Source organism: Mycobacterium sp. Root265 (assembly GCF_001428895.1).
Taxonomy (GTDB): Bacteria; Actinomycetota; Actinomycetes; order Mycobacteriales; family Mycobacteriaceae; genus Mycobacterium.
Genome location: NZ_LMJA01000022.1, coordinates 19,842 through 40,001, shown reverse-complemented (window position 1 = coordinate 40,001; position 20,160 = coordinate 19,842). Strand labels below are relative to the sequence as shown.

Annotated in this window: 18 protein-coding genes and 1 pseudogene; 7 read left to right on the top strand and 12 right to left on the bottom strand. The window is 67.6% G+C overall.

Features of this window, described 5'->3' with window-relative positions; translation table 11 throughout:
• The first annotated feature begins 25 nt into the window (after positions 1–25).
• Together ASE48_RS16735 and ASE48_RS16730 are read left to right on the top strand one after the other, a co-directional pair.
• Positions 26–862 (top strand): mycofactocin-coupled SDR family oxidoreductase, encoded by an 837-nt coding sequence (locus tag ASE48_RS16735; RefSeq protein ID WP_057168237.1) that lies wholly within the window; start codon positions 26–28, stop codon positions 860–862.
• Positions 850–2,040 (top strand): cytochrome P450, encoded by a 1,191-nt coding sequence (locus ASE48_RS16730; protein WP_057168236.1) that lies wholly within the window; start codon positions 850–852, stop codon positions 2,038–2,040. The genes ASE48_RS16735 and ASE48_RS16730 overlap by 13 nt, the downstream gene beginning before the upstream one ends.
• A 76-nt stretch (positions 2,041–2,116) precedes the next feature.
• Here the strand turns inward: ASE48_RS16730 and ASE48_RS16725 are convergent, their stop codons facing one another.
• Entirely contained in the window at positions 2,117–4,126 is a 2,010-nt protein-coding gene (locus ASE48_RS16725) for a propionyl-CoA synthetase (RefSeq protein WP_082614246.1), read from the bottom strand.
• Complete coding sequence (locus ASE48_RS16720) at positions 4,044–4,592, bottom strand: maleylpyruvate isomerase family mycothiol-dependent enzyme (RefSeq protein ID WP_057168234.1); 549 nt, start codon at positions 4,590–4,592, stop codon at positions 4,044–4,046. Before ASE48_RS16720 ends, ASE48_RS16725 begins: the two co-directional genes overlap by 83 nt.
• 24 nt (positions 4,593–4,616) lie before the next feature.
• Between ASE48_RS16720 and ASE48_RS16715 the strand changes: the two genes are divergently transcribed.
• Positions 4,617–5,456, top strand: a complete 840-nt coding sequence (locus ASE48_RS16715; RefSeq protein ID WP_057168233.1) for a helix-turn-helix domain-containing protein — start codon at positions 4,617–4,619, stop codon at positions 5,454–5,456.
• Between the two features lie 7 nt (positions 5,457–5,463).
• Here the strand turns inward: ASE48_RS16715 and ASE48_RS16710 are convergent.
• The 8 genes and pseudogenes from ASE48_RS16710 to ASE48_RS32230 form a co-directional block, all read right to left on the bottom strand.
• A pseudogene (locus tag ASE48_RS16710) lies at positions 5,464–7,236 on the bottom strand (sensor protein KdpD); the annotation flags it as partial.
• A gap of 22 nt (positions 7,237–7,258) precedes the next feature.
• Positions 7,259–7,939: a response regulator gene (locus tag ASE48_RS16705; protein ID WP_057168232.1), complete on the bottom strand. Its 681-nt coding sequence runs from the start codon at positions 7,937–7,939 to the stop codon at positions 7,259–7,261.
• Positions 7,936–10,497 (bottom strand): DUF4118 domain-containing protein, encoded by a 2,562-nt coding sequence (locus ASE48_RS16700; RefSeq protein ID WP_442928728.1) that lies wholly within the window; start codon positions 10,495–10,497, stop codon positions 7,936–7,938. Before ASE48_RS16700 ends, ASE48_RS16705 begins: the two co-directional genes overlap by 4 nt.
• Before the next feature lie 41 nt (positions 10,498–10,538).
• Positions 10,539–11,396 (bottom strand): potassium-transporting ATPase subunit C, encoded by an 858-nt coding sequence (locus ASE48_RS16695; RefSeq protein WP_057168230.1) that lies wholly within the window; start codon positions 11,394–11,396, stop codon positions 10,539–10,541.
• Position 11,397: 1 nt separating this feature from the next.
• On the bottom strand, positions 11,398–13,524 hold the full coding sequence (gene kdpB / locus ASE48_RS16690; RefSeq protein ID WP_057168229.1) for a potassium-transporting ATPase subunit KdpB: 2,127 nt from the start codon (positions 13,522–13,524) through the stop codon (positions 11,398–11,400).
• Entirely contained in the window at positions 13,524–15,194 is a 1,671-nt protein-coding gene (gene kdpA / locus ASE48_RS16685; protein ID WP_057168228.1) for a potassium-transporting ATPase subunit KdpA, read from the bottom strand. The genes kdpB and kdpA overlap by 1 nt, the downstream gene beginning before the upstream one ends.
• Positions 15,194–15,283, bottom strand: a complete 90-nt coding sequence (locus ASE48_RS16680; RefSeq protein ID WP_149447175.1) for a potassium-transporting ATPase subunit F — start codon at positions 15,281–15,283, stop codon at positions 15,194–15,196. Before ASE48_RS16680 ends, kdpA begins: the two co-directional genes overlap by 1 nt.
• Positions 15,280–15,375, bottom strand: coding sequence for a potassium-transporting ATPase (locus ASE48_RS32230; protein ID WP_082614243.1), 96 nt, complete (start codon positions 15,373–15,375; stop codon positions 15,280–15,282). The genes ASE48_RS16680 and ASE48_RS32230 overlap by 4 nt, the downstream gene beginning before the upstream one ends.
• A gap of 215 nt (positions 15,376–15,590) precedes the next feature.
• On the opposite strand from ASE48_RS32230, the gene ASE48_RS16675 reads away from it, so the two are divergent.
• On the top strand, positions 15,591–16,280 hold the full coding sequence (locus tag ASE48_RS16675; RefSeq protein WP_057168227.1) for a hypothetical protein: 690 nt from the start codon (positions 15,591–15,593) through the stop codon (positions 16,278–16,280).
• Positions 16,281–16,331: 51 nt separating this feature from the next.
• Here the strand turns inward: ASE48_RS16675 and ASE48_RS16670 are convergent, their stop codons facing one another.
• The gene (locus ASE48_RS16670) at positions 16,332–16,910 is read right to left on the bottom strand and encodes a hemerythrin domain-containing protein (protein WP_057168226.1); all 579 of its coding nucleotides are present in this window, start codon (positions 16,908–16,910) and stop codon (positions 16,332–16,334) included.
• A gap of 143 nt (positions 16,911–17,053) precedes the next feature.
• Here ASE48_RS16670 and ASE48_RS16665 point away from each other — a divergent pair, with 143 nt between their 5' ends.
• A complete protein-coding gene (locus ASE48_RS16665; RefSeq protein WP_057168225.1) occupies positions 17,054–17,665 on the top strand; it encodes a flavodoxin family protein in 612 nt (203 codons plus the stop codon).
• 18 nt (positions 17,666–17,683) lie between these two features.
• Positions 17,684–17,995 carry a DUF308 domain-containing protein gene (locus ASE48_RS16660; protein ID WP_057168224.1) on the top strand — a complete coding sequence of 104 codons (312 nt, stop codon included), beginning with the start codon at positions 17,684–17,686 and terminating at the stop codon, positions 17,993–17,995.
• Positions 17,996–18,103: 108 nt separating this feature from the next.
• Here ASE48_RS16660 and ASE48_RS16655 read toward each other — a convergent pair whose 3' ends face one another.
• Positions 18,104–18,667 (bottom strand): DUF6611 family protein, encoded by a 564-nt coding sequence (locus ASE48_RS16655; RefSeq protein ID WP_156409245.1) that lies wholly within the window; start codon positions 18,665–18,667, stop codon positions 18,104–18,106.
• 148 nt (positions 18,668–18,815) lie between these two features.
• On the opposite strand from ASE48_RS16655, the gene ASE48_RS16650 reads away from it, so the two are divergent.
• Complete coding sequence (locus tag ASE48_RS16650) at positions 18,816–20,132, top strand: HNH endonuclease signature motif containing protein (RefSeq protein ID WP_057168222.1); 1,317 nt, start codon at positions 18,816–18,818, stop codon at positions 20,130–20,132.
• Positions 20,133–20,160 lie beyond the last annotated feature (28 nt).

Genomic DNA, 20,160 nt, shown 5'->3' with positions numbered 1-20,160 from the left:
CCCAAACTTTTCTGAGGACGGTGTCATGGCTGGTCGGGTCGAAGGCAAGGTCGCATTCATCACCGGCGCGGCGCGCGGGCAGGGCCGCAGCCACGCGGTCCGGTTGGCGGCAGAAGGCGCCGACATCATCGCCATCGACATCTGCCAGACCTTCGAGAACTCGCCTGCTCTGGGCGCCACCGCCGAGGATCTCGCCGAAACCGCGGACCTGGTGAAGAACCTCGGACGCCGCATCGTCACCGCCGAGGTCGATGTCCGCGACGCCGCCGCCGTGCAGGCCGCCGTCGACAGCGGCGTGGAACAACTCGGGCGACTCGACATCATCGCGGCCAACGCCGGGATCGGCACCACCGGAGTCAAGCTCGACCGGATGTCCGAAGACCTCTGGCAGGAGATGATCGACGTCAACCTCAGCGGGGTGTGGAAATCGGTCAAAGCCGGTGTGCCGCACATGCTGGCCGGTGGACGCGGCGGATCCATCATCCTGACCGCCTCGGTGGCCGGCACCAAGGCTTACCCGCACACCGGCCACTACGTGGCGGCCAAGCACGGGGTGGTCGGCCTCATGCGGTCCTTCGCCGTCGAACTGGGGCAGCACTCGATCCGGGTCAACTCGGTGCACCCCACCCACGTCAACAGCCCGATGCTGATGAACGAGAAGACCTACCGGATGTTCCGCCCGGACCTGGAGAACCCGGGGCAGGCGGACCTGGAGCCGATCTGCCGGACCTTCCACATGCTGCCCATCCCGTGGGTCGAGGTCGAGGACATCAGCAACGCGGTGCTGTTCCTGGCCTCCGATGAGGCGCGCTACGTCACCGGGGTGACCCTGCCGGTGGACGCCGGGAGCTGCCTGAAGTGACGGTCTACTACGACCCGTATGACGTCGGGATCGTGCACGACCCCTATCCCACCTATGCCACGCTGCGGGACGAGGCGCCGCTCTACTACAACGAGAAGTACCGATTCTGGGCGCTGTCCCGGCACAGCGACGTCGAGCAGGCACTCTCGGACTGGGAGACGTTCTCCAACAGCCGAAGTGACATCCTGGAACTGGTGCAGTCCGATTTCGACATGCCCGGCGGTGTGATGATGTTCGAGGACCCGCCGGTGCATTCGATGCTGCGGGCGCTGATGTCACGGGTGTTCACCCCGCGCCGGATGGCCGCGATCGAGGATCAGATCCGCGAGTTCTGCGTGCGCTGCCTGGACCCGCAGGTCGGCTCCGGCGGATTCGACATCATCGCCGAGCTGGCCGCCATGATGCCGATGCGGGTCATCGGAATGTTGCTGGGCATACCGGAATCCGAGCAGATAGGGGTCCGCGACGCCAACGACGCGAACCTGCGCACCAAACCCGGAGCCCCGATGAAGGTACGCGATGCGGACAAGATCGCCGATGGGCGGATCTACGCCGATTACGTGCAGTGGCGCTCGCGGAACCCGTCCGACGATCTGATGACCGCCCTGCTGAACGTCGAGTTCGAGGACCAGTCGGGGGTGACCCGCAAGCTGACCCGCAAGGAGGTGCTGCACTACACCCAGGTGGTCGCCGGCGCGGGCAACGAGACCACCGGCCGGCTCATCGGGTGGCTGGCCAAGGTGCTCGCCGAGCATCCCGAGCAGCGCCGCGCGGTGCGCGATGACCGCTCGCTGCTGAACAGGGTGGTGGATGAGACGCTGCGCTTCGAGCCCACCGGGCCGCACGTCGCGCGCTGGGTGGCACGCGATTTCGAGGCCTACGGCCAGACCGTGCCGGCGGGCAGCGCGATGCTGCTGCTGTTCGGCGCGGCCAACCGCGACCCGCGCCGCTACCGGCTACCGGACCGGTTCGACATCCACCGTGACAACATCAGCCACCTCACCTTCGGCAAGGGTCTGCACTACTGCCTGGGGGCGAACCTGGCCCGCCTGGAGGGCCGGGTCGCGCTCGACGAACTGCTCAACCGGTTCCCCGATTGGGAGATCGACTATGACACCGCTCAGTTGGCGCCGACGTCGACGGTGCGCGGCTGGGAGAAGCTGCGCATCACCTTCTAGCCCCGGCGCCGAAACTGTATTCCAGAAGGTGTGCACTCGCACTGTGCCGTCTGGAATACAGTTTCGGCGACTTCCATCAGGACGGGTGCAGGGTCTCCTTGAGCGCCTCCAGCACCGACGGGTCCTCGATGGTGGACGGCACCGGTTCGTCACGGCCGTCGGCGATACCGCGCATGGTCTTGCGCAGGATCTTTCCGGATCGCGTCTTGGGCAGGGCGGCAACCACATCCACCAACTTGAAGCTCGCGACGGCGCCGATGTCGTTGCGCACCGCGTCGATCAGCTCAGCGGCCACCCCGTCGGGGGAGAAGCCGGACTTGAGTACCACCAGCCCGCGCGGCACCTGCCCCTTGAGTTCGTCGGCCACCCCGATGACCGCGCACTCGGCGACCGCCGGGTGGCCGGCCAGCACCGCCTCGATGGATCCGGTGGACATCCGGTGCCCGGCCACGTTGATGACATCGTCGGTGCGCCCGACCACGAAGAGGTAGCCGTCGTCATCGATGTGCCCGCCGTCCCCGGTCAGGTAATAGCCCTTGAATGCCGTCAGATACGAGGACACGTACCGATCGTCCTCACCCCAGAGCGTGGGCAGCGTGCCCGGGGGCAGCGGCAGCTTGATGCAGATCGAACCCTCTTCGCCCGGTTCGCATTCCGAGCCGTCGAGGCGCAGCACCCGGACGTCGTAGCCGGGCATCGGCACCGTTGCCGAGCCGGGTTTGACCGGTAGCTTCTCCACGCCCATCGGGTCGGCGGCGATCGCCCAGCCGGTCTCGGTCTGCCACCAGTGATCGATGATCGGGATGCCGAGCTTCTCCGAAGCCCATGCGTAGGTGCCGGGGTCCAGCCGCTCGCCGGCCTGGAACAGGTACTTCAGATTCGAAAGGTCGTAGTCGGCCAGCAGCTTGGCGTCGGGATCCTCTTTCTTGATGGCCCGGATCGCGGTCGGCGCGGTGAACAATGCCTTGACGTTGTGCTCGGCGGCGACCCGCCAGAACGCGCCGGCATCCGGGGTGCCGACCGGCTTGCCCTCGTAGATGACGGTCGTCGCGCCCAGCAGCAGCGGCGCGTACACGATGTAGGAGTGCCCGACCACCCAGCCGACATCTGAAGCGGCCCAGAACACTTCGCCGGGCTCGATGTCATAGAGGTGGCGCATGGTCCACAGCAGCGCGACCGCGTGCCCCCCGTTGTCGCGGACGATGCCCTTGGGTTTGCCGGTGGTGCCCGAGGTGTACAGCACGTAGAGCGGGTCAGTGGCGGCCACCGGCACCGGCGCGACCGGTTGCACGGCGGCCATCGCCTGCGCCCAGTCCACATCGCGGCCCTCCACGAGCTCGCACGGATGCTGTTCGCGCTGCAGGATCACGCACTTGGGCGTGGAGTGCTCGGCCAGCCGCAGCGCGGTGTCGAGCATCGGCTTGTATTCGACGGTGCGGGTCGGTTCGATACCGCAGGACGCCGAGACCACCACCGTGGGGCGGGCGTCGTCGATGCGGGTGGCCAGCTCGTGGCCGGCGAACCCGCCGAACACCACCGAGTGCACCGCCCCGAGCCGTGCGCAGGCGAGCATGGCGATGACGGCTTCGGGCACCATCGGCATGTAGATGACGACGCGGTCGCCCTTGGCGACGCCGAGCCCCTGCAGCACGCCGGCGAACCGGGCGGTCTGGTCCAGCAGTTCGCGGTAGGTGTAGACGCGCTTGCTGCCGGTGACGGGGGAGTCATAGATGAGCGCGGCCTGGTCACCGCGCTCGGCGATGTGCCGGTCGAGCGCGTTGGCGCAGGTGTTGAGCTCGCCGTCGGGGAACCAGCGGTAGAACGGCGGGTTGCTGTCGTCGAGCACCCGCGTGGGTTCCTTGGTCCAGGTGACGCCCTTGGCGGCGTCGGCCCAGAACGCCGACGGGTCGGTGATACTGGCGTCGAAAAGTTCGCGATAGCCGGACATAGGGCAAACCGTAATCTGCGTCACGTTGCAACGCGGTTGCAACCACGGAGAAGTTTCAGCCGGTGCGCCCGAGGGCGGCCAGCACCCGGGTCTGCCGGTCGGTGCCGCCGCCGGTTTCGGCGCGCTTACAGATGCCATCCATGTAGAGCGCCTCACCCCAGCCGGCGATGCTCTGCTCCAGGCTGTCGAGCTCCGGTTCGGTGAAGCGGTAGGGCGTCTCGGTGACCGCGGCGAGGTCCCACCGGTGCGCGATCAGGTCGAATCCGTAGAACTGCAGCAGTGCGTCGCCGATGGTGGTCGGCCCGAAATGACCGTCGAAGGCACGCGCGGGGACCTCCGGGTCGGCGAGCAGTTCCCGCATGGCGTCGGCATGCGCGGACCAGGCTGCGCACGGATCATCCAACTCGGGCCGCGCCGGCAGCGCCAGGCCGTGCCCGGTCACATAGTCGCGTTCGGTGTCGATCAGGTGGGCGAGCACATCGCGCGCCGTCCAGCCGTCACACGGGCTGGGCTTGTCCCAGTGTTCGGCGCGCAGGGTCGCGATCACCGCGGCCATGCCCTCGGCCAGTTCGTCATAGGTCTCTGCGACACTCGAATCGGTCATGAGCCGACGATAGGCAGCGAGACGGTGGGCGAATTGGACAAACCCGACAACTCCGTCGCCGCCGAGCCCGCCCACCTGCTCGACCCTGCACACCGTGCCGCCATCCACATGTCGCGACCGGCCACCAGCCCCGAATTCGCCGGGCTGGTCCGGCGGTTCTGGATGCCCGTGTGGCAGGTGCCGGCCGGGGAGGTCTTCACCCAGCGGGTGCTGCAGTACCCGGTGTGCCTGCTGGTCGTCACCGGCGATTACGCACGCTTCTACGGCCCGGCGTCGGGATTGGCCGGCACCCCGCTGAGCGGTGACGGATGGGCTGCCGGGGTCATGTTCGAGCCTGCCGCCGGGGCCCTGCTCACCGGCGGGGAGGTCTCGCGGTGGACCGACAGCCATATCGAGTTGGCGGATCTGTTCGGACCGGCGGGCGGGTCCCTGGCCGCGCAGATCCGGGCGATCATGACGGTCGATCCCCTTGCGGCCCAGGCGCAATCCGCCGCGGTCGACCGCTACCACGACTTCCTGCGCGGTTATTTACCGGTCGATGAGCAGGGCCTGCTGATCAACGACGTGGTCGCCTATGTGGAGGACAATCCGGACGTGACTCGCGTCGCCGATGTCTGCGCGCATTTCGCCATCGGCGAGCGGTCGCTGCAGCGGCTCACCAGGCACCGGGTGGGGCTGACCCCGAAGTGGCTGGTGCGCCGCCGCCGAATCCAGGATGCGACGTGGCGGCTGCGCAGCGGGGCGACGACGATCGCGGCGGTTGCCGCCGATTTGGGTTACGCCGACGAGGCCCACCTGAGCCGTGACTTCCGACGGGTCACCGGGATGACGCCGGGCACCTTCGCCGCCACCTACGCCGACTGAGTCAATGACGCTGTTTGAGCATGGCCACCGCCTGTTCGGCGACCGCGCTGAGTACGCGGCGGTCCCGCGCCGTCAGCGTCCGTCCCGACATCAGCATCCAGAACTCGTGATCACCGACCTCGATGGCGGTGTCGGCGGCGTCCACGTCGGCGCACGGATCCGGGCCGACGGAGGCCATCAGACTGCCTTCGGCGGCCACGATGCTCACCGCGCGTTGGGTATAGGTCTCCCGGAGCCGGTCGAGCAGCAGGGTCAGATCGGCGTCCCGCAACGCGGAATCGGCGAACAGGGCCAGCAGTTCGGCTTCCTGCGAGGCGCGGCGTGCCTCGGCCGCGCGGCGGGCCGCCCGGTCCACCAGCGCTGCCACCGCCACCGCGACCAGCAGCAGCACCAGCACCGTGACGACGCTGTCGGAGTCGTAGACGGTGAAGCTGTGCACCGGACTCACCAGGAAGTAGGTGAGCAGCAGGCCCGAGAGCAGCGCGCACAGGGCGGCCGGACCCAGCCCGGCGAGCAGCGCCACCAGCAGCACCCCGGTGAAGAACAGCGCACTCTGACCGCCGATGCCCAGCGCGCCGGCCGGTAACCATGTCGTCACCGCACATGTCACCCCCGGAATGACCAGTGCGACAAGCCATGACAGGACACGCCGCCGCACCGTCGACTGCCGGGACCACGAGATCCCGGTATGCGCCTCGGGGTGGGTGACCATGTGCACGTCGACATTGCCGGACTGCTGAATGACCTGCGCGCCGATGCCTTCGTCGAACATGCGCGCCCACCGTGACCGGCGGGAGGTGCCGAGCACCACCTGGGTGGCGTTGTTGCTGCGCGCGAAATCGAGCAGGGTGGCGGCGACGTCCTCGCCGACGACGGTGTGCATCGTCGCGCCGAGGCTGGCCGCGAGCTCGCGCACGACCTTCTTCTGTTGCGGAGAGATGGCGATCAACCCATCGCCCTGGATGACGTGCACCACCTTGAGGTCCGCGCCGGACCGGGACGCGATCCGCGAGGCGCGCCGCACCAGGGTCTCGGACTCGGGTCCGCCGGACACCGCGACCACCACACGTTCGCGAGCCTCCCAGGTGTCGGTGATGTTCTTGTCGGTGCGGTACTTTGCCAGCGCGGTGTCGACCTGATCGGCCAGCCACAGCAGCGCCAGCTGTCGCAGCGCGGTCAAGTTGCCGGGCCGGAAGTAGTCCTCCATCGCCGCGGCGGCCTGCTCGGGCGGATAGACGTTGCCGTGAGCCATCCTGCGCCGCAACGCTTCCGGGGTGATGTCGACCAGTTCGATCTGGTCGGCGGCGCGGACGAACTCGTCGGGCACGCGTTCGGCCTGTGCGGTGCCGGTGATATGGCTGACCACGTCGTTGAGGCTCTCCAGGTGCTGGACGTTGACGGTGGTGATCACCGTGATGCCCGCGTCGAGGAAGAGCTCCACGTCCTGCCAGCGATGGGCGTTGCGGCTGCCCGGCGTGTTCGCATGGGCGAGATCGTCGACGAGCACGACCTGCGGCCGCCGGGCCAGCACCGCGTCGACGTCGAGTTCGGGATACCGGGTGCCCTGGTGCTCGATGTATGTCGGCGGGATGACCTCGATGCCCGCGAGCTGCTGGGCGGTCTTGCGGCGGGCGTGCGTCTCGATCACCGCGGCAACGACATCGGTGCCGCGCTCCATCCTGCGGTGCGCCTCCCCGAGCATCGAATAGGTCTTACCCACACCGGGAGCCGCGCCCAGGTAGATGCGCAGGTCTGCGCGTTTTCGGCCGAGGATGCTCACCTGACCATCATCCCTCGTGCGGTTACTCCTGGAAGCGGTATCCCATCCCGGCTTCGGTGATCAGATGCTTGGGGTGCGACGGGTCGACCTCGAGCTTGCGCCGCAGCTGAGCCAGGTACACCCGCAGATAGTGGGTCTCCTTGGCGTAGGAGGGCCCCCACACCTCCTTGAGCAGTTCCTCGCGGCCGACGAGCTTGCCGCGGTGGCGCACCAGCATCTCCAGCATGCCCCACTCGGTGGGGGTCAGATGCACCTCGACACCGCTCTTGGTGACCTTCTTGGCGGCCAGATCGACAGTGAAAGACGAAGTTTCGATGACGGGCTGGTCGTCCTCGGTGGTGCTGCTGGCGCGCCGCACCGCCGCCCGCAACCGGGCCAGGAACTCGTCCATGCCGAACGGTTTGGTGACGTAGTCGTCGGCGCCGGCGTCGAGTGCCTCCACCTTGTCCGAGGAATCGGTGCGCGCCGAAAGCACGATCACCGGCACGGTCAGCCAGCCGCGCAGCCCGGCGAGCACCTCGATGCCGGAGATGTCGGGCAGACCGAGGTCCAGGATGACCACATCGGGGCGGTGGTCGGCGGCCGCCCGCAGCGCGTCGGCGCCGGTGGCCGCCGTGGTCACCTCGTAACCGCGCACCGACAGGTTGATCCGCAGTGCCCGCAGGATCTGCGGTTCGTCGTCGATCACCAGCACCCTGGTCACTGTGTCAGCTCCCCGTCGCTTCGCTCGCCCGAACTCATCTCCCCGTCGCTTCGCTCGCCCCGGTCCGGTGCCGCCAGATCGATGACGACGGTCAGCCCGCCGCCGGGGGTGTCATTGGCCGCGATGGTCCCGCCCATGGCGGTGACGAAGCCCCCTGCCACCGACAGACCGAGCCCGACGCCGGTGGTGTTGTCCTGATCGCCGAGGCGCTGGAACGGCGCGAACAGCTGCTCCTCGGCGCCGCGCGGGATACCCGGGCCCTCGTCGACGATGTTGATCAGCACCCGCTCGCCCACCCGTCCGGCATTGACCCGCACCAGACTGGCGGGCGCGTAGCGCAGCGCATTGTCGATGATGTTCACCAGCACCCGCTCCAGTAGTCCGGCGTCGGCCAGCGCCACCGCGTCGCCGACCTCGACCTTCACTCTGTCCACCAACTCGGTTGTCCGCCTGCTGATTCCCAGCAACGCCCGCTGAACCGCCTCCTCCAGATACACCCGGCGCAACTCCGGCCGGACCACGCCGGCGGCCAACCGCGACGAGTCCAGCAGATTGCCCACCAGCGCGGTCAACTGGTCGACCGATTCCTCCACGGTGGCCAGCAGTTCGGCGGTGTCCTCCGCGGAGAAGCCGACGTCCTCGCTGCGCAGGCTGGACACCGCGGCCTTGGCCGCGGCCAGCGGGGTACGCAGATCATGGCTGACCGCCGAGAGCAGCGAACGGCGCAGTTCGTCGGCGCGCGCGATCGCCTCGGCCCGGCCGGCCTCTTCGATCAGCTCGCGTTGCCGCACCAGCCCGGCGGCCTGCCTGGCGACGGCGCCGAGGACCCGGCGGTCGCGGGCGGCCAACCGGCGGCCGGAAAGGAGCAACCAGAACTCGTCATCGCCGGCTTCGATGGCGGTGTCGGCGGTGTCGACGCTCGCGCACGGGTCCGCGCCGGCACACGCGACCACTTCGGCCTCCCCGGCGCGTTCGCGCAGCAGGCTGACCGAGCCCTGGGAATACACCTCTCGCACCCGTTCCAGCAGGGCGGCCGGGTCGGCGCCGCGCAGCACCGAACCCGCGAAGTGTGCCAGCAGTTCGGCCTCCTGGGAGGCGCGCCGTGCCTCGCGGGCGCGCTTGGCCGCGCCGTCGACCAGGGCGGCGACGGCGACGGCGATCATGCCCAGCACGGCGATGGTGATTGCGCTGTCCGGTTCGGAGATGGTGAAGGTGTGCCGCGGTTCGGCCAAAAAATAGTTGAGCAGGAGGCCCGACAGCACCGCCGACAGCGCTGCCGGCGCCACACCACCGAGCAACGCAACCGCGAGCACGCCGATGAAGAACAGGGCGCTCTCACCGCTGAGGCCCAGGTACGGGTCGAGCAGCAGCACGGTCAGCGCGCACAGCGCCGTCGGCACCAGTACCGCGGCCAGCCACGAAAGTGCCGAGCGTTGCCACGGTTTGGGGGTCCGCCGCACCGATCCGCGACCAGCCTCGTCGTGGGTGACCATGTGCACATCGATGCTCGACGAGTTCTGTACCACGGTCGCGCCGATGCCCTCGTCGAAGATGCGCGCCCACCGGGACCTGCGTGAGGTGCCGACCACGAGTTGGGTGGCGTTCATATCGCGGGCGAACTCGAGCAGCGCGGCCGGCACGTTGTCACCGACGACGGTGTGCAGCGTCGCACCGAGACTGGCGGCGAGGTCGCGCACGTTGCCCATCATCGGTGCCGAGACACCGGCCAGCCCATCGCCGCGCACGACGTGCACGATCATCAGTTCCGCACTGGATTTCGAGGCGATCCGCGAGGCGCGGCGCACCAGGGTCTCGGATTCCCGGCCCCCGGTGACCGCGACGACGACGCGCTCGCGGGCCTCCCAGGTCGCGGTGATCTGGTTGTCGGAGCGGTACTTTGCCAACGCGGCATCGACCTGATCAGCCAGCCACAACAACGCCAGTTCGCGCAGCGCGGTCAGGTTCCCGCGCCGGAAGTAGTTCGACAGTGCCGCATCGATGCGCTCGGGGGAGTACACGTTGCCGTGGGAGAGTCTGCGCCGCAATGCCTCCGGCGTGATGTCGACCAGTTCGACCTGGTCGGCGGCGCGCACCACTTCATCGGGCACCTTCTCCTGCTGCTCGACTCCGGTGATCTGCGCGACCACGTCGTTGAGGCTCTCCAGGTGCTGGACGTTGACGGTGGTGATCACCGTGATGCCCGCGGCCAGCAGCTGCTCGATGTCCTGCCAGCGCTTCGCGTTCGCGCTGCCCGGGGTGTTGGTGTGCGCCAGTTCGTCGACCAGCACGACCTCTGGGCGCCGGGCCAGCACCGCGTCGACGTCGAGTTCGGGGAACCTGGTGCCGCGGTACTCGATGTACCGCGGCGGGACGATCTCGATGCCGTCCAGGAGTTCGGCGGTCTTCGCGCGGCCGTGCGTTTCGACCACCGCGGCCACCAGGTCGGTGCCGCGTTCCAGCCGGCGGTGCGCCTCGCCGAGCATGGCGAAGGTCTTGCCGACGCCGGGAGCCGCGCCCAGGTAGATGCGCAGCTCCCCGCGTTTCGGTCGGTCGGTCACCTGCCCATCATCCACCCGAATTCATCGCGCTGATCCGCAAGCTACTCACCGGCCCCGTCGAGTGCGAGGTTGAGCTGCAACACGTTGACCCGTGGTTCGCCCATGAAGCCCAGCGCACGGCCGTCGGTGTACTCGGCGACCAGGGCACGCACCCGTTCGGGACTGACCCCGCGGGCCGCCGCAACCCGGTTCACCTGCAGGGCCGCGTACTCCGGCGAGATGTGCGGGTCCAGGCCGCTGCCGCTGGCCGTGACGGCGTCGGCGGGCACCGCCGGCACGGCGACGTCACCGTGGATCGGGACGATCTGGCCGGTCGCGTAGTTCGCGCCCGGTTCGGCGCATTCCACGGCCACCCCTTCGTAGGTGGCGATGAACGGTGTCGCGGGGCAGAGTTCGTTGACGCTGATGACCCGGGCCGGGTCGGTCACGATGCCGCGGACGTCGCGGGTGCCCAGCACCGACAGCACGGCGCCCACGCCGGAATCGGTGCAGAACGGCCGGGCCCCGCTGACGCCCTCGAGTTCACCGGCGGCCAGGCTGCGGCTGCATACATCGGTCAGCAGGCTGGTGCGATCGGCGGTGTCGACGATGTCCTCCGGACCGAGGTTAGATGCGCTGGTCGACATCGGGTCGTAGCCGTCGCCGGCCGCCGACGGACGGGACTGGAAGTACTGCGGCAGTGGGTTGCCGTCGGCGTCGGTGTAGAGCTGCCCGATCAGGGTGCTGCCCACCGGCGCTCCTTTGAGTTCGATGAGCGACCCGTCGGCCTTGTCCTTGAGGCCGGGCAGCTGGGCCAGCAGCCAGATGAACACCGGGTAGGCGATGCCGAGGATCAGGGTGAGCACCAGCAGCGCGCGCAGCGCGGCGGTGTGCTGGCGGAGGGTATTGGCGAAGTTCATGTCACATTCCCGGGAAGAGTTGGACGATCAGGTCGATCAGTTTGATGCCGATGAACGGTGCGATGATGCCGCCGAGGCCGTAGATGTAGAGGTTGCGGCTCAACAATTTCGACGCACTGGCCGGCGTGTAGCGGACACCCTTGAGCGACAACGGGATCAACGCGATGATGACCAGTGCGTTGAAGATCACCGCGGACAGGATCGCCGACTGCGGGCTGTGCAGCCGCATCAGGTTCAGCAGGTCCAGGCCGGGGAACAGGGCGACGAACAACGCCGGGATGATGGCGAAGTACTTCGCGATGTCGTTGGCGATCGAGAACGTGGTCAGTGCGCCGCGGGTGATCAGCAGTTGCTTACCGATCTCCACGATCTCGATCAGCTTGGTGGGGTCGGAATCCAGATCCACCATGTTGCCTGCCTCTTTGGCCGCCGACGTCCCGGTGTTCATGGCCACCCCCACATCGGCCTGCGCCAGTGCGGGTGCGTCGTTGGTGCCGTCGCCGGTCATCGCGACGAGTTTGCCGCCGGCCTGCTCCTTCTTGATGAGCGCCATCTTGTCCTCGGGGGTGGCCTCGGCCAGGAAGTCGTCCACACCGGCCTCGTCGGCGATCGCCTTGGCGGTCATCGGGTTGTCGCCGGTGATCATCACGGTGCGAATCCCCATGCGGCGCATCTCGTCGAAGCGTTCCCGCATGCCCTGCTTGACCACGTCCTTGAGGTGGATGACGCCCAGCACCGACGCGGTGCCGTCCCGAACCTCGCCGACAGCCAGGGGTGTACCGCCGGCTATGGAGACGGCTTCGACGATCTCGCCGAGTTCTTCCGGCACGGTGCCGCCCTCGGCGCGGATCCACTCTGCCACCGAGCCGGACGCGCCCTTGCGTAGTTTGTGTCCGGCGATGTCGACACCGGACATCCTTGTGGTGGCGCTGAATTCGACCCAGTAGGCGTGGTCGAGTTCGCCGGGGGTGCGGGCGCGCAATCCGAACTCCTGTTTGGCGAACACCACGATGGATCGGCCCTCGGGAGTCTCGTCGGCCAGGCTGGACAACTGGGCGGCGTCGGCCAGCGCTTCGGGGGTGACGCCGGACAGCGGCAGGAAGGCCGCCGCCTGCCGGTTGCCCAGGGTGATGGTGCCGGTCTTGTCGAGCAGCAGGGTGTTGACGTCGCCGGCGGCCTCGACCGCACGCCCGGACATGGCCAGCACGTTGCGTTGCACCAACCGGTCCATACCCGCGATGCCGATCGCGGAGAGCAGCGCGCCGATGGTGGTCGGGATCAGGCAGACCAGCAGGGCGACCATCACGATGCCGGTGATGCCGTCACCGGTGAGCGACAACGAATCCGGGACGCCGGGATTGTTGGCCTTGGAGAAGATGGCCAGCGGCTGCAACGTGGCGACGGCGAAGACGAAGATGATGCTCAGCGAGGCCAGCAGGATGTTCAGCGCGATCTCGTTGGGGGTCTTCTGCCGGCTCGCACCCTCGACGAGGCCGATCATCCGGTCGATGAAGCTCTCACCAGGCTTCTGGGTGATCTTCACGACGATGCGGTCGCTGAGCACGGTGGTGCCGCCGGTCACCGCGGACCGGTCGCCGCCGGATTCGCGCACGACGGGGGCGGATTCGCCGGTGATCGCCGACTCGTCCACCGAGGCGATGCCCTCGATGACGTCACCGTCGCCGGGAATGGTCTGCCCGACCTCGACCACCACGACGTCACCCTGCTGGAGCAAGGGTGCGGCCACCTCTTCCTCGGCGCCGGAAGCGGTGAGCCGCCGCGCCAGGGTGTCGGTCTTAGCCTTGCGCAGACTGTCGGCCTGTGCCTTGCCACGGCCCTCGGCCACCGCTTCGGCCAGATTGGCGAAAACGACGGTCAGCCAAAGCCATCCGACGATCAGCCAGGCGAACCAGCTGGGATCGGTCAGCGCCAGCACGGTGCTCCAGGCCGCGCCGATCTCGACGATGAACATGACCGGGTTGCGCCACAGTGTGCGCGGGTCGAGCTTGCGCAGCGCGTCCGGAAGCGACCTCCACAGCATCTTCGGGTCCAGCAGCCCGCCTTGCACGGTGCTCCTGGTGGTCTTGGTGTGCGGGGATGCCGGTGAATCGACAGTGGCAATGGACATCAGTGAATTCCTTCAGCGAGGGGCCCGAGGGCGAGCATGGGCAGGAAGGTCAGGGCGACCAGGATCATCGTGACGCCGACGAGCAGCCCGACGAACTGCGGGCGGTGAGTGGGCAGCGTGCCGGCCGAATCGGGCGTTCTGGCCTGGGCGGCAAACGATCCGGCCAAGGCCAGCACCAGGATGATGGGCAGGAACCGGCCGAACACCATGGCCATACCGAGCGCGGTGTTGTACCACTCGGTGTTGACCGACAGTCCGGCGAAGGCGGAGCCGTTGTTGTTGGATGCCGAGGTGAAGGCGTACAACACCTCCGACAGCCCGTGCGGTCCGGTGTTGAGCATGCCGTCGCGCTGCCCGGGTGTGGCCATGGCCAGCGCGGTGCCGGTCAGCACCAGCAGCGGTGTGACGAGGAAATACGCTGCGGCGAACTTGATCTCACGTGGGGTGATCTTCTTGCCGAGGTATTCCGGTGTCCGGCCGACCATCAGACCGGCGATGAAGACGGTGATGATGGCCAGGATCAACATGCCGTAGAGACCGGAACCGACGCCACCTGGCGCGATCTCACCGAGCTGCATGTTGAACATCGTGATCATGCCGCCGAGGCTGGTGTACGAGTCGTGGAACGAGTTCACCGCACCGGTGGAGGTGAGCGTCGTCGATGCGGCGAAGACCGCCGAGTTGGCGACACCGAAGCGTTGTTCGACGCCTTCCATCGCGGAGCCGACCGCGGTGGGTACCGTGCCGTGCGCCTGCAGCTGGAACAGCATCAGCAGGCTGACGCTCAGGGTGGCGATGGTTCCCATGGCGGCGACGATCGCGTAACCCTGCTTCTTGCTGCCGACCATCCGCCCGAAGGTGCGCGGGAGCGCGAACGGGATCAGCAGGAGCAACAGGTTTTCGATCCAGTTCGTCCAGGTGGTCGGGTTCTCGAACGGATGCGCTGAGTTTGCGTTGTAGAAGCCGCCGCCGTTGGTGCCGAGTTCCTTGATGGCCTCCTGGCTGGCCACCGGGCCACCGGGGATGGTCTGCTGGCCGCCCGCGAGGGTGTTGATCACCTGGTCGTGCACGGTGAAGTTCTGGATGACACCACCGGCGATCAGCACGATGGCGCCGATGATCGAGATTGGCAACAGGATTCGCAGGCTGCCGCGCACCAAGTCGACCCAGAAGTTACCGAGGTCGCCGGTACTGCGCCGGACCAGTCCACGCACGAACGCGATGGCCACCGCCATGCCGACGGCCGCGGACACGAAGTTCTGCACCGCCAGGCCGGCCATCTGGACCAGGTGCCCCTGGGTGGATTCCCCGGAGTAGGCCTGCCAGTTGGTGTTCGTCACGAAGCTGACGGCGGTGTTCCAGGCCAGCGCCGGTGTCATCTCGGTGCCGGGATCGTTCAGGTGCAGCGGCAAGGTGCCCTGCAGGAGTTGGAGAATGAACAGGAACACGACGCTGACGGCGGAGAAGGCGAGCACGCTGCGCGCGTAGGCGCCCCAGGTCTGTTCGGCCTTGGGGTCGGCGCCGATCAGGCGGTAGATGCCGCGCTCCACCCGAGAATGTTTGTCGCCGTTGTAGACCCGGTACATGTAGTCGCCGATTGGTGCGTGTGTCACCGCCAGGGCGAGCACCAGTGTTGCGAGAAAGACGATTCCCGCGGTTGTCGTACTCACTAGAACCTCTCGGGGAAGAGCAGGGCGGCGACCAGGAACAGGGCGATGGCGATCGCCAGCACCAGGCCGATGGCGTTGGCGTAGTTCACAGCCGTTCGACCAATCGCTGCACCAGGCCGAGCAGGGCGAAGATCGCCACCGTCAGCACGAGGTAGAGGACGGTGGACAGGGCAGTTGTCACGATGGAATCAGCACTCCTGCGCTCGTTGACGCAGCCTCCGGAAGTGGTGGCTGCGGACGCCAACGTATGCCCGTGGATCGGGGTTTGACCTGGGCGTTGACGGTTCCTTTACGCCGGCGGGAGGCATCTTTACGGTCTCTGTGCACCGGCCGTGTCTGTGCGGGGTATGCGCAACTGCACAGGGACTGCGCAGCAGGTGCGCGTAGACCGGTTTGATGACAGATATCGACATGCCCGCGACGCCTGCGCGGCACCGCCTGCCCGTGTCGATGCGGGCCATCAGGCGGCTGCTACCCCTTGCCGGATGTGGGTTGCCCGCAACAGTGCTCAATGATCCGTCGGTGGCGGCATGGGTGCGGGCGCACGGTGTGACGGTGTACGCCGGCGACGGTGACGAACTCGACCTGACGGGACAGTGCGGAGTGCGCCCCGGGCAGGTGGTGCTGCGCTGCGGCGGGACCGCTGAGCCCATCGTGTGCGCGCTGGATCTGGGTGTGAACCGGTTCGTGGTGTCGTGCGAACAGCACATCGACGTCCTGATGGCCTGCGCACATCACGACACCTACGTACACGTCGACGGCGAATGCCCCGCTGTGCCGGGGCAAGGCTGTCTGGCGGTGATCGGATTGCACTGCGATGTCCAGGCTTCGGGGCCGCTGGACTGGGGTGCGGCCGCCGAGCGGCTGCTGGGCCGGATCGCAGAACTGCGCGCCGACGGCTCGGCGCTGACCCGGATCAGCCTGACCGGCGGTCCGATGGCGGTCTGGATGGAGGGCGACAAGGCCGAGTTGAAGGCGATCGCGGCCGCGGTCGACGACGCGATCGACGAGGGTTGTGCGCGGTGGCGGCTACCCCGGCCGTCGGTGACCTTCGCGCCGTCGGTGTCGGCGGGTCGGAGCGGGTGAACATGCCATAACCCCGAGACCGTGCGGGTCTCGGGGTTCTGTCGGCCGTAGTCAGGAACGTGTGGAGGCGAAGGCTCCGCTGAGTGCGTCCCGGGCCCGATCCAGGACGGACGCAAAGGGTCCGGCCGCAAAGTTGGCTGCGGCCGATTCGACGCCGGGGTGCGGGTGCGTCGGTGCGATGCGTTCTGCGATCTCGACGGCTTCGGTGAGCTTGGCGAGTTCGTCCTTGTCCAATTCGGCTTCCAGGGCGGTGAATTCGAGCTCTTCCTCGGCCTCGGCGTGCTTGAGCACGGCGGCCTGCAGGTGGATCAACGCCTTGGTGAACTCCGCGCTGTCCCGTGGCAGATCCTCGATGTCGCGCAACATGACCTTGGCGTCGTGCTCCTCGGCCAGCCGGTCATCGACGATCTGCGCGCCGTCGCCGACCTTGCGGCGGACACGCGGGTGCACCACCATCTCTTCGGCGGTTTCGTGCACGGCCAGCATGGTGCGAAGACGGGTGAACGCTTCGTCACGGGTCTCGGCGTCCGACGCATCGAGGGTTTCCTGGAACAGCGCCCTGATGGTTTCGTGCTGCGTTCGCAGGTAGTCGACGACATCGCCGGTCGAATTGATGGTTGGTGCAGTCATGGTGATCTCCTTGCTGCAGTGGTTTTTTGGGCTGTAGCGCCGGCCCTGGGGCTGTGGTGCCGCGCTCCGTACCGCGTACCCGGGCTCAGCTTCGGCGAAACGACCGTGATTGGGTCCGCGGCGAGCCGGGTACCACGTACACCATGACCGAGATTCGTGCCCTCGCCCTGGTCTGCAGCCTCAAGCCGAGCCCGGCCCCGTCCAGCAGTGAACTGATCGCCGAGCATCTGTTCGAAACGCTGCGAAGCGAAGGTGCCGAATGCGAATCGGTGCGTTGTGTGGACTTTCACATCGCTCCCGGCGTCGAAGCGGATATGGGCGACAGCGATCAGTGGCCGTCGATCCGGGAGAAGGTGCTGGCAGCCGACATCCTCGTGCTGAGTACCCCGACCTGGCTGGGGCATCCGTCGTCGGTGACCCAGCGTGTGCTGGAAAGGTTGGACGCCGAGCTGTCCAACACCGACGAGCGAGGCCGCCCCGCGATGGCCGGCAAGGTGGCGATCGTCAGCGTGGTCGGCAACGAGGACGGCGCGCACAAGGTGATCGCCGATGTGTTCCAGGCCCTCAACGACGTCGGTTACAGCATTCCGGCGCAGGGCAGCACCTACTGGAACGGCCGCGCGATGGAGTCGGTCGACTACAACGATCTCGACGAGGTGCCCTCGCAGGTGGCGTCGACCACTGCGGCCGCGGCGCGCAATGCGGTCCATCTGGCGCGGTCACTGAAGCAGTCCCAGTACCCGGCGTACGAATAGCGAAATAGGAAGGCTGACATGCCCGACCATTCCGGAGATCCCGTCGATCACGCCCGTACCACCCGTCAGCACGCCGGCGAGACGATGAAGGCCGGCAAGAATTCGCCGGGACTGATAGCCGTCGGCCTGGGTGTGCTGGCACTCGTCATCGGGCTGTTTTCGTTCGCCAACAGTTCGGTCACCGCCGGCGTGGTGGGCGTGGTGGTGGCAGTGCTGCTGATCGCGGGTGGGCTGGCCTGGCTGGCCCGCACCCATCGCAAGGTGGCCGAGCAGCAACGAGATTGGGCTCGTGAGCACCCCGAGGTGCCTTATGAGCCGCCGACGAGCTGAGGGCATCTCCGTCGCGCTCGCGGCGGAACTGTCGCTGGATGGCGCAGCGGATGGCGTACAGGGCGGCGGCCGGTGCACAGAGCAGGATGAGGGCGGCCAACAGGTCGATCATCTGATGACTCCGTAGCGTCCGACAGGCGGGATGACGGTCTCGCGTTCGAGTTGGTCATAAGCCCGCCACCACATGGCTTCGTGATCGCTGGGGGACAGTTTCCCGTCACGGAGCCGGTTGTCGGCGTCGGTCATGGTGGTGCCGATGCTCTCAATCAGGCGGGCGCGGACGAGCATGTCGACGTCAGAATTCGGATACGGCAGTGTCACTTCCGCGGAGCGCACCTGCTTGCGGAGGGTCTTTGCCCGAGCGAATGAGGTAGCTCCGGCGGACAACGCCGCGGTTGTGGCAATCGCGGCGGCAGTGCCCGGGTCGGTGAGCCCGGACAGGGTGGCGGCCGCGGACAACCACAGCAACACACCCCATTCCGGAAAGCCGCGCCATACCCGCACCCGGCGGCACTCCTCTCTGGTGATACCGGGTGGGTAGATGACGATCCGGTATGAGGTGGCGCCCCAGCGTTGTGGGCGGACGGACATTGAGCCCCAAGGGGTATCGCCATCGAGGACTCGGTGCCACAGCCGCCGCAGCACGCTGTCGCCTTCAGGGGTGTGGGTCATCGTTCCACGGTGCGCCGTGATCGGGTGGACTGCGTCGTTCTCTACGCAATCTTGACGGTTCCGGTCGCCTTTCTGACGTCTTCGGTCGGTGCTGCGCTGGTCGCGACTGTCGCCAGAACTTGTCGTACCCCTCTTCTAGAATCGTGGTATGCCGCCTCCCGCAACCGCTTACGCCGATCACGTGCCTCCGGTGCGGCGTATCGAGGTGTTGTTCGAGGAGATGGGTGAGCTGATCGGGCAGCGCAACGCCCTCGATGGTCGGTTGGTGGAGATCATCGCCGAGATCGACGGCAGAGGCGCCGCCGACGGCAACGCCCTGTGGGGTGCCACGGGGTGTCGTTCCCTGCAGGCGTTGGTGGCCTGGAAGACCGGTGTCTCACCGCGTAACGCCGACACCATGGTCGCCATCGCCCACCGCATCGACGAGCTTGAGCGCTGCGTCGCGGGGTTGCGGGAGGGACGGGTGTCGCTGGATCAGCTCGGGGTGATCGCCGAACACGGCGGCCAGGGCTGCGATGAGCATTACGCACATCTGGTGCAGTACGCCACCGTGACCCAGTTGCGTACCGCGGTCAAACAGGAACCCCGCCCCGGACCCGAGTCCAAGCCCGAACCCAAACGCTCCTTCAGCCGCATCGAGCAGGACGATTACACCACCTACCGGATCCGGCTCCCCAAGGTGGAGGCCGCGAAGTTCGAGGCCGGCCTGCAGTCCCACCGCGATGCGTTGGTCGCGGACTGGAAACGCGACCACGACGCCCAGGACTCCATCGACCCCGAGGACGGCTGGGCCCGCGACAGCGGGGCTGAAACCACGGTGTCCGAGCAGGCACCGCCGTTCCCGGACGGGGTGGATGCGTTCATGAGCCTCATCGAGGCCGGCTGGGACACCGAAGCGCAGCGGCGCCCGCACGGCCAGCACACCACCGTCGTAGTCCATGTCGATGTCGAAAAGCCCGTCGCCGCGCTGCATCTGGGGCCTGCGCTGACAGCAGAAGACCGGCGATATCTGCTCTGTGATGCCACGTGTGAGGTGTGGTTCGAACGCCACGGCCGACCCATCGGGGTGGGCCGGGCGACCAGAACGATCAGCCGCCGGCTGCGCCGCGCCCTGGAGCACCGCGACCAGACCTGCGTCGTCGCCGGTTGCGGCGCCACCCGCGGCCTGCACGCCCATCACCTGGTGCACTGGGAGAACGGCGGGCCCACCGAGCTATCCAACCTGGTCCTACTGTGCCCGTTCCACCACCGCATGCACCACAAAGGCGGCATCACCCTCACCGGACCAGCAGAACAACTCACCGTCACCGACAGTGACGGCGAACCCCTCACCAACCGATCCCTGGCCCGACCACCCACCAAACCCCCGCCCGACGTGCCACCGTGCACAGGCCCGACCGGGGAACGCGCGCAATGGTGGTGGTACACACCATACGAACCACCACCACCAGCGCCGCCGAACTAGCTTCATGGCGCCGGGCCGTGCCGCGGTA

Excerpts from the sequence above, each read along its gene's own strand:
- ASE48_RS16735 (WP_057168237.1), top strand. The coding sequence starts at position 26 with ATGGCTGGTCGGGTCGAAGGCAAGGTCGCATTCATCACCGGCGCGGCG.
- ASE48_RS16725 (WP_082614246.1), bottom strand. The coding sequence starts at position 4,126 with ATGGCATCTGTAAGCGCGCCGAAACCGGCGGCGGCACCGACCGGCAGA.
- ASE48_RS16720 (WP_057168234.1), bottom strand. The coding sequence starts at position 4,592 with ATGACCGATTCGAGTGTCGCAGAGACCTATGACGAACTGGCCGAGGGC.
- ASE48_RS16695 (WP_057168230.1), bottom strand. The coding sequence starts at position 11,396 with ATGAACTTCGCCAATACCCTCCGCCAGCACACCGCCGCGCTGCGCGCG.
- kdpB (WP_057168229.1), bottom strand. The coding sequence starts at position 13,524 with ATGTCCATTGCCACTGTCGATTCACCGGCATCCCCGCACACCAAGACC.
- ASE48_RS16675 (WP_057168227.1), top strand. The coding sequence starts at position 15,591 with ATGACAGATATCGACATGCCCGCGACGCCTGCGCGGCACCGCCTGCCC.
- ASE48_RS16670 (WP_057168226.1), bottom strand. The coding sequence starts at position 16,910 with ATGACTGCACCAACCATCAATTCGACCGGCGATGTCGTCGACTACCTG.
- ASE48_RS16665 (WP_057168225.1), top strand. The coding sequence starts at position 17,054 with ATGACCGAGATTCGTGCCCTCGCCCTGGTCTGCAGCCTCAAGCCGAGC.
- ASE48_RS16660 (WP_057168224.1), top strand. The coding sequence starts at position 17,684 with ATGCCCGACCATTCCGGAGATCCCGTCGATCACGCCCGTACCACCCGT.
- ASE48_RS16655 (WP_156409245.1), bottom strand. The coding sequence starts at position 18,667 with ATGACCCACACCCCTGAAGGCGACAGCGTGCTGCGGCGGCTGTGGCAC.
- ASE48_RS16650 (WP_057168222.1), top strand. The coding sequence starts at position 18,816 with ATGCCGCCTCCCGCAACCGCTTACGCCGATCACGTGCCTCCGGTGCGG.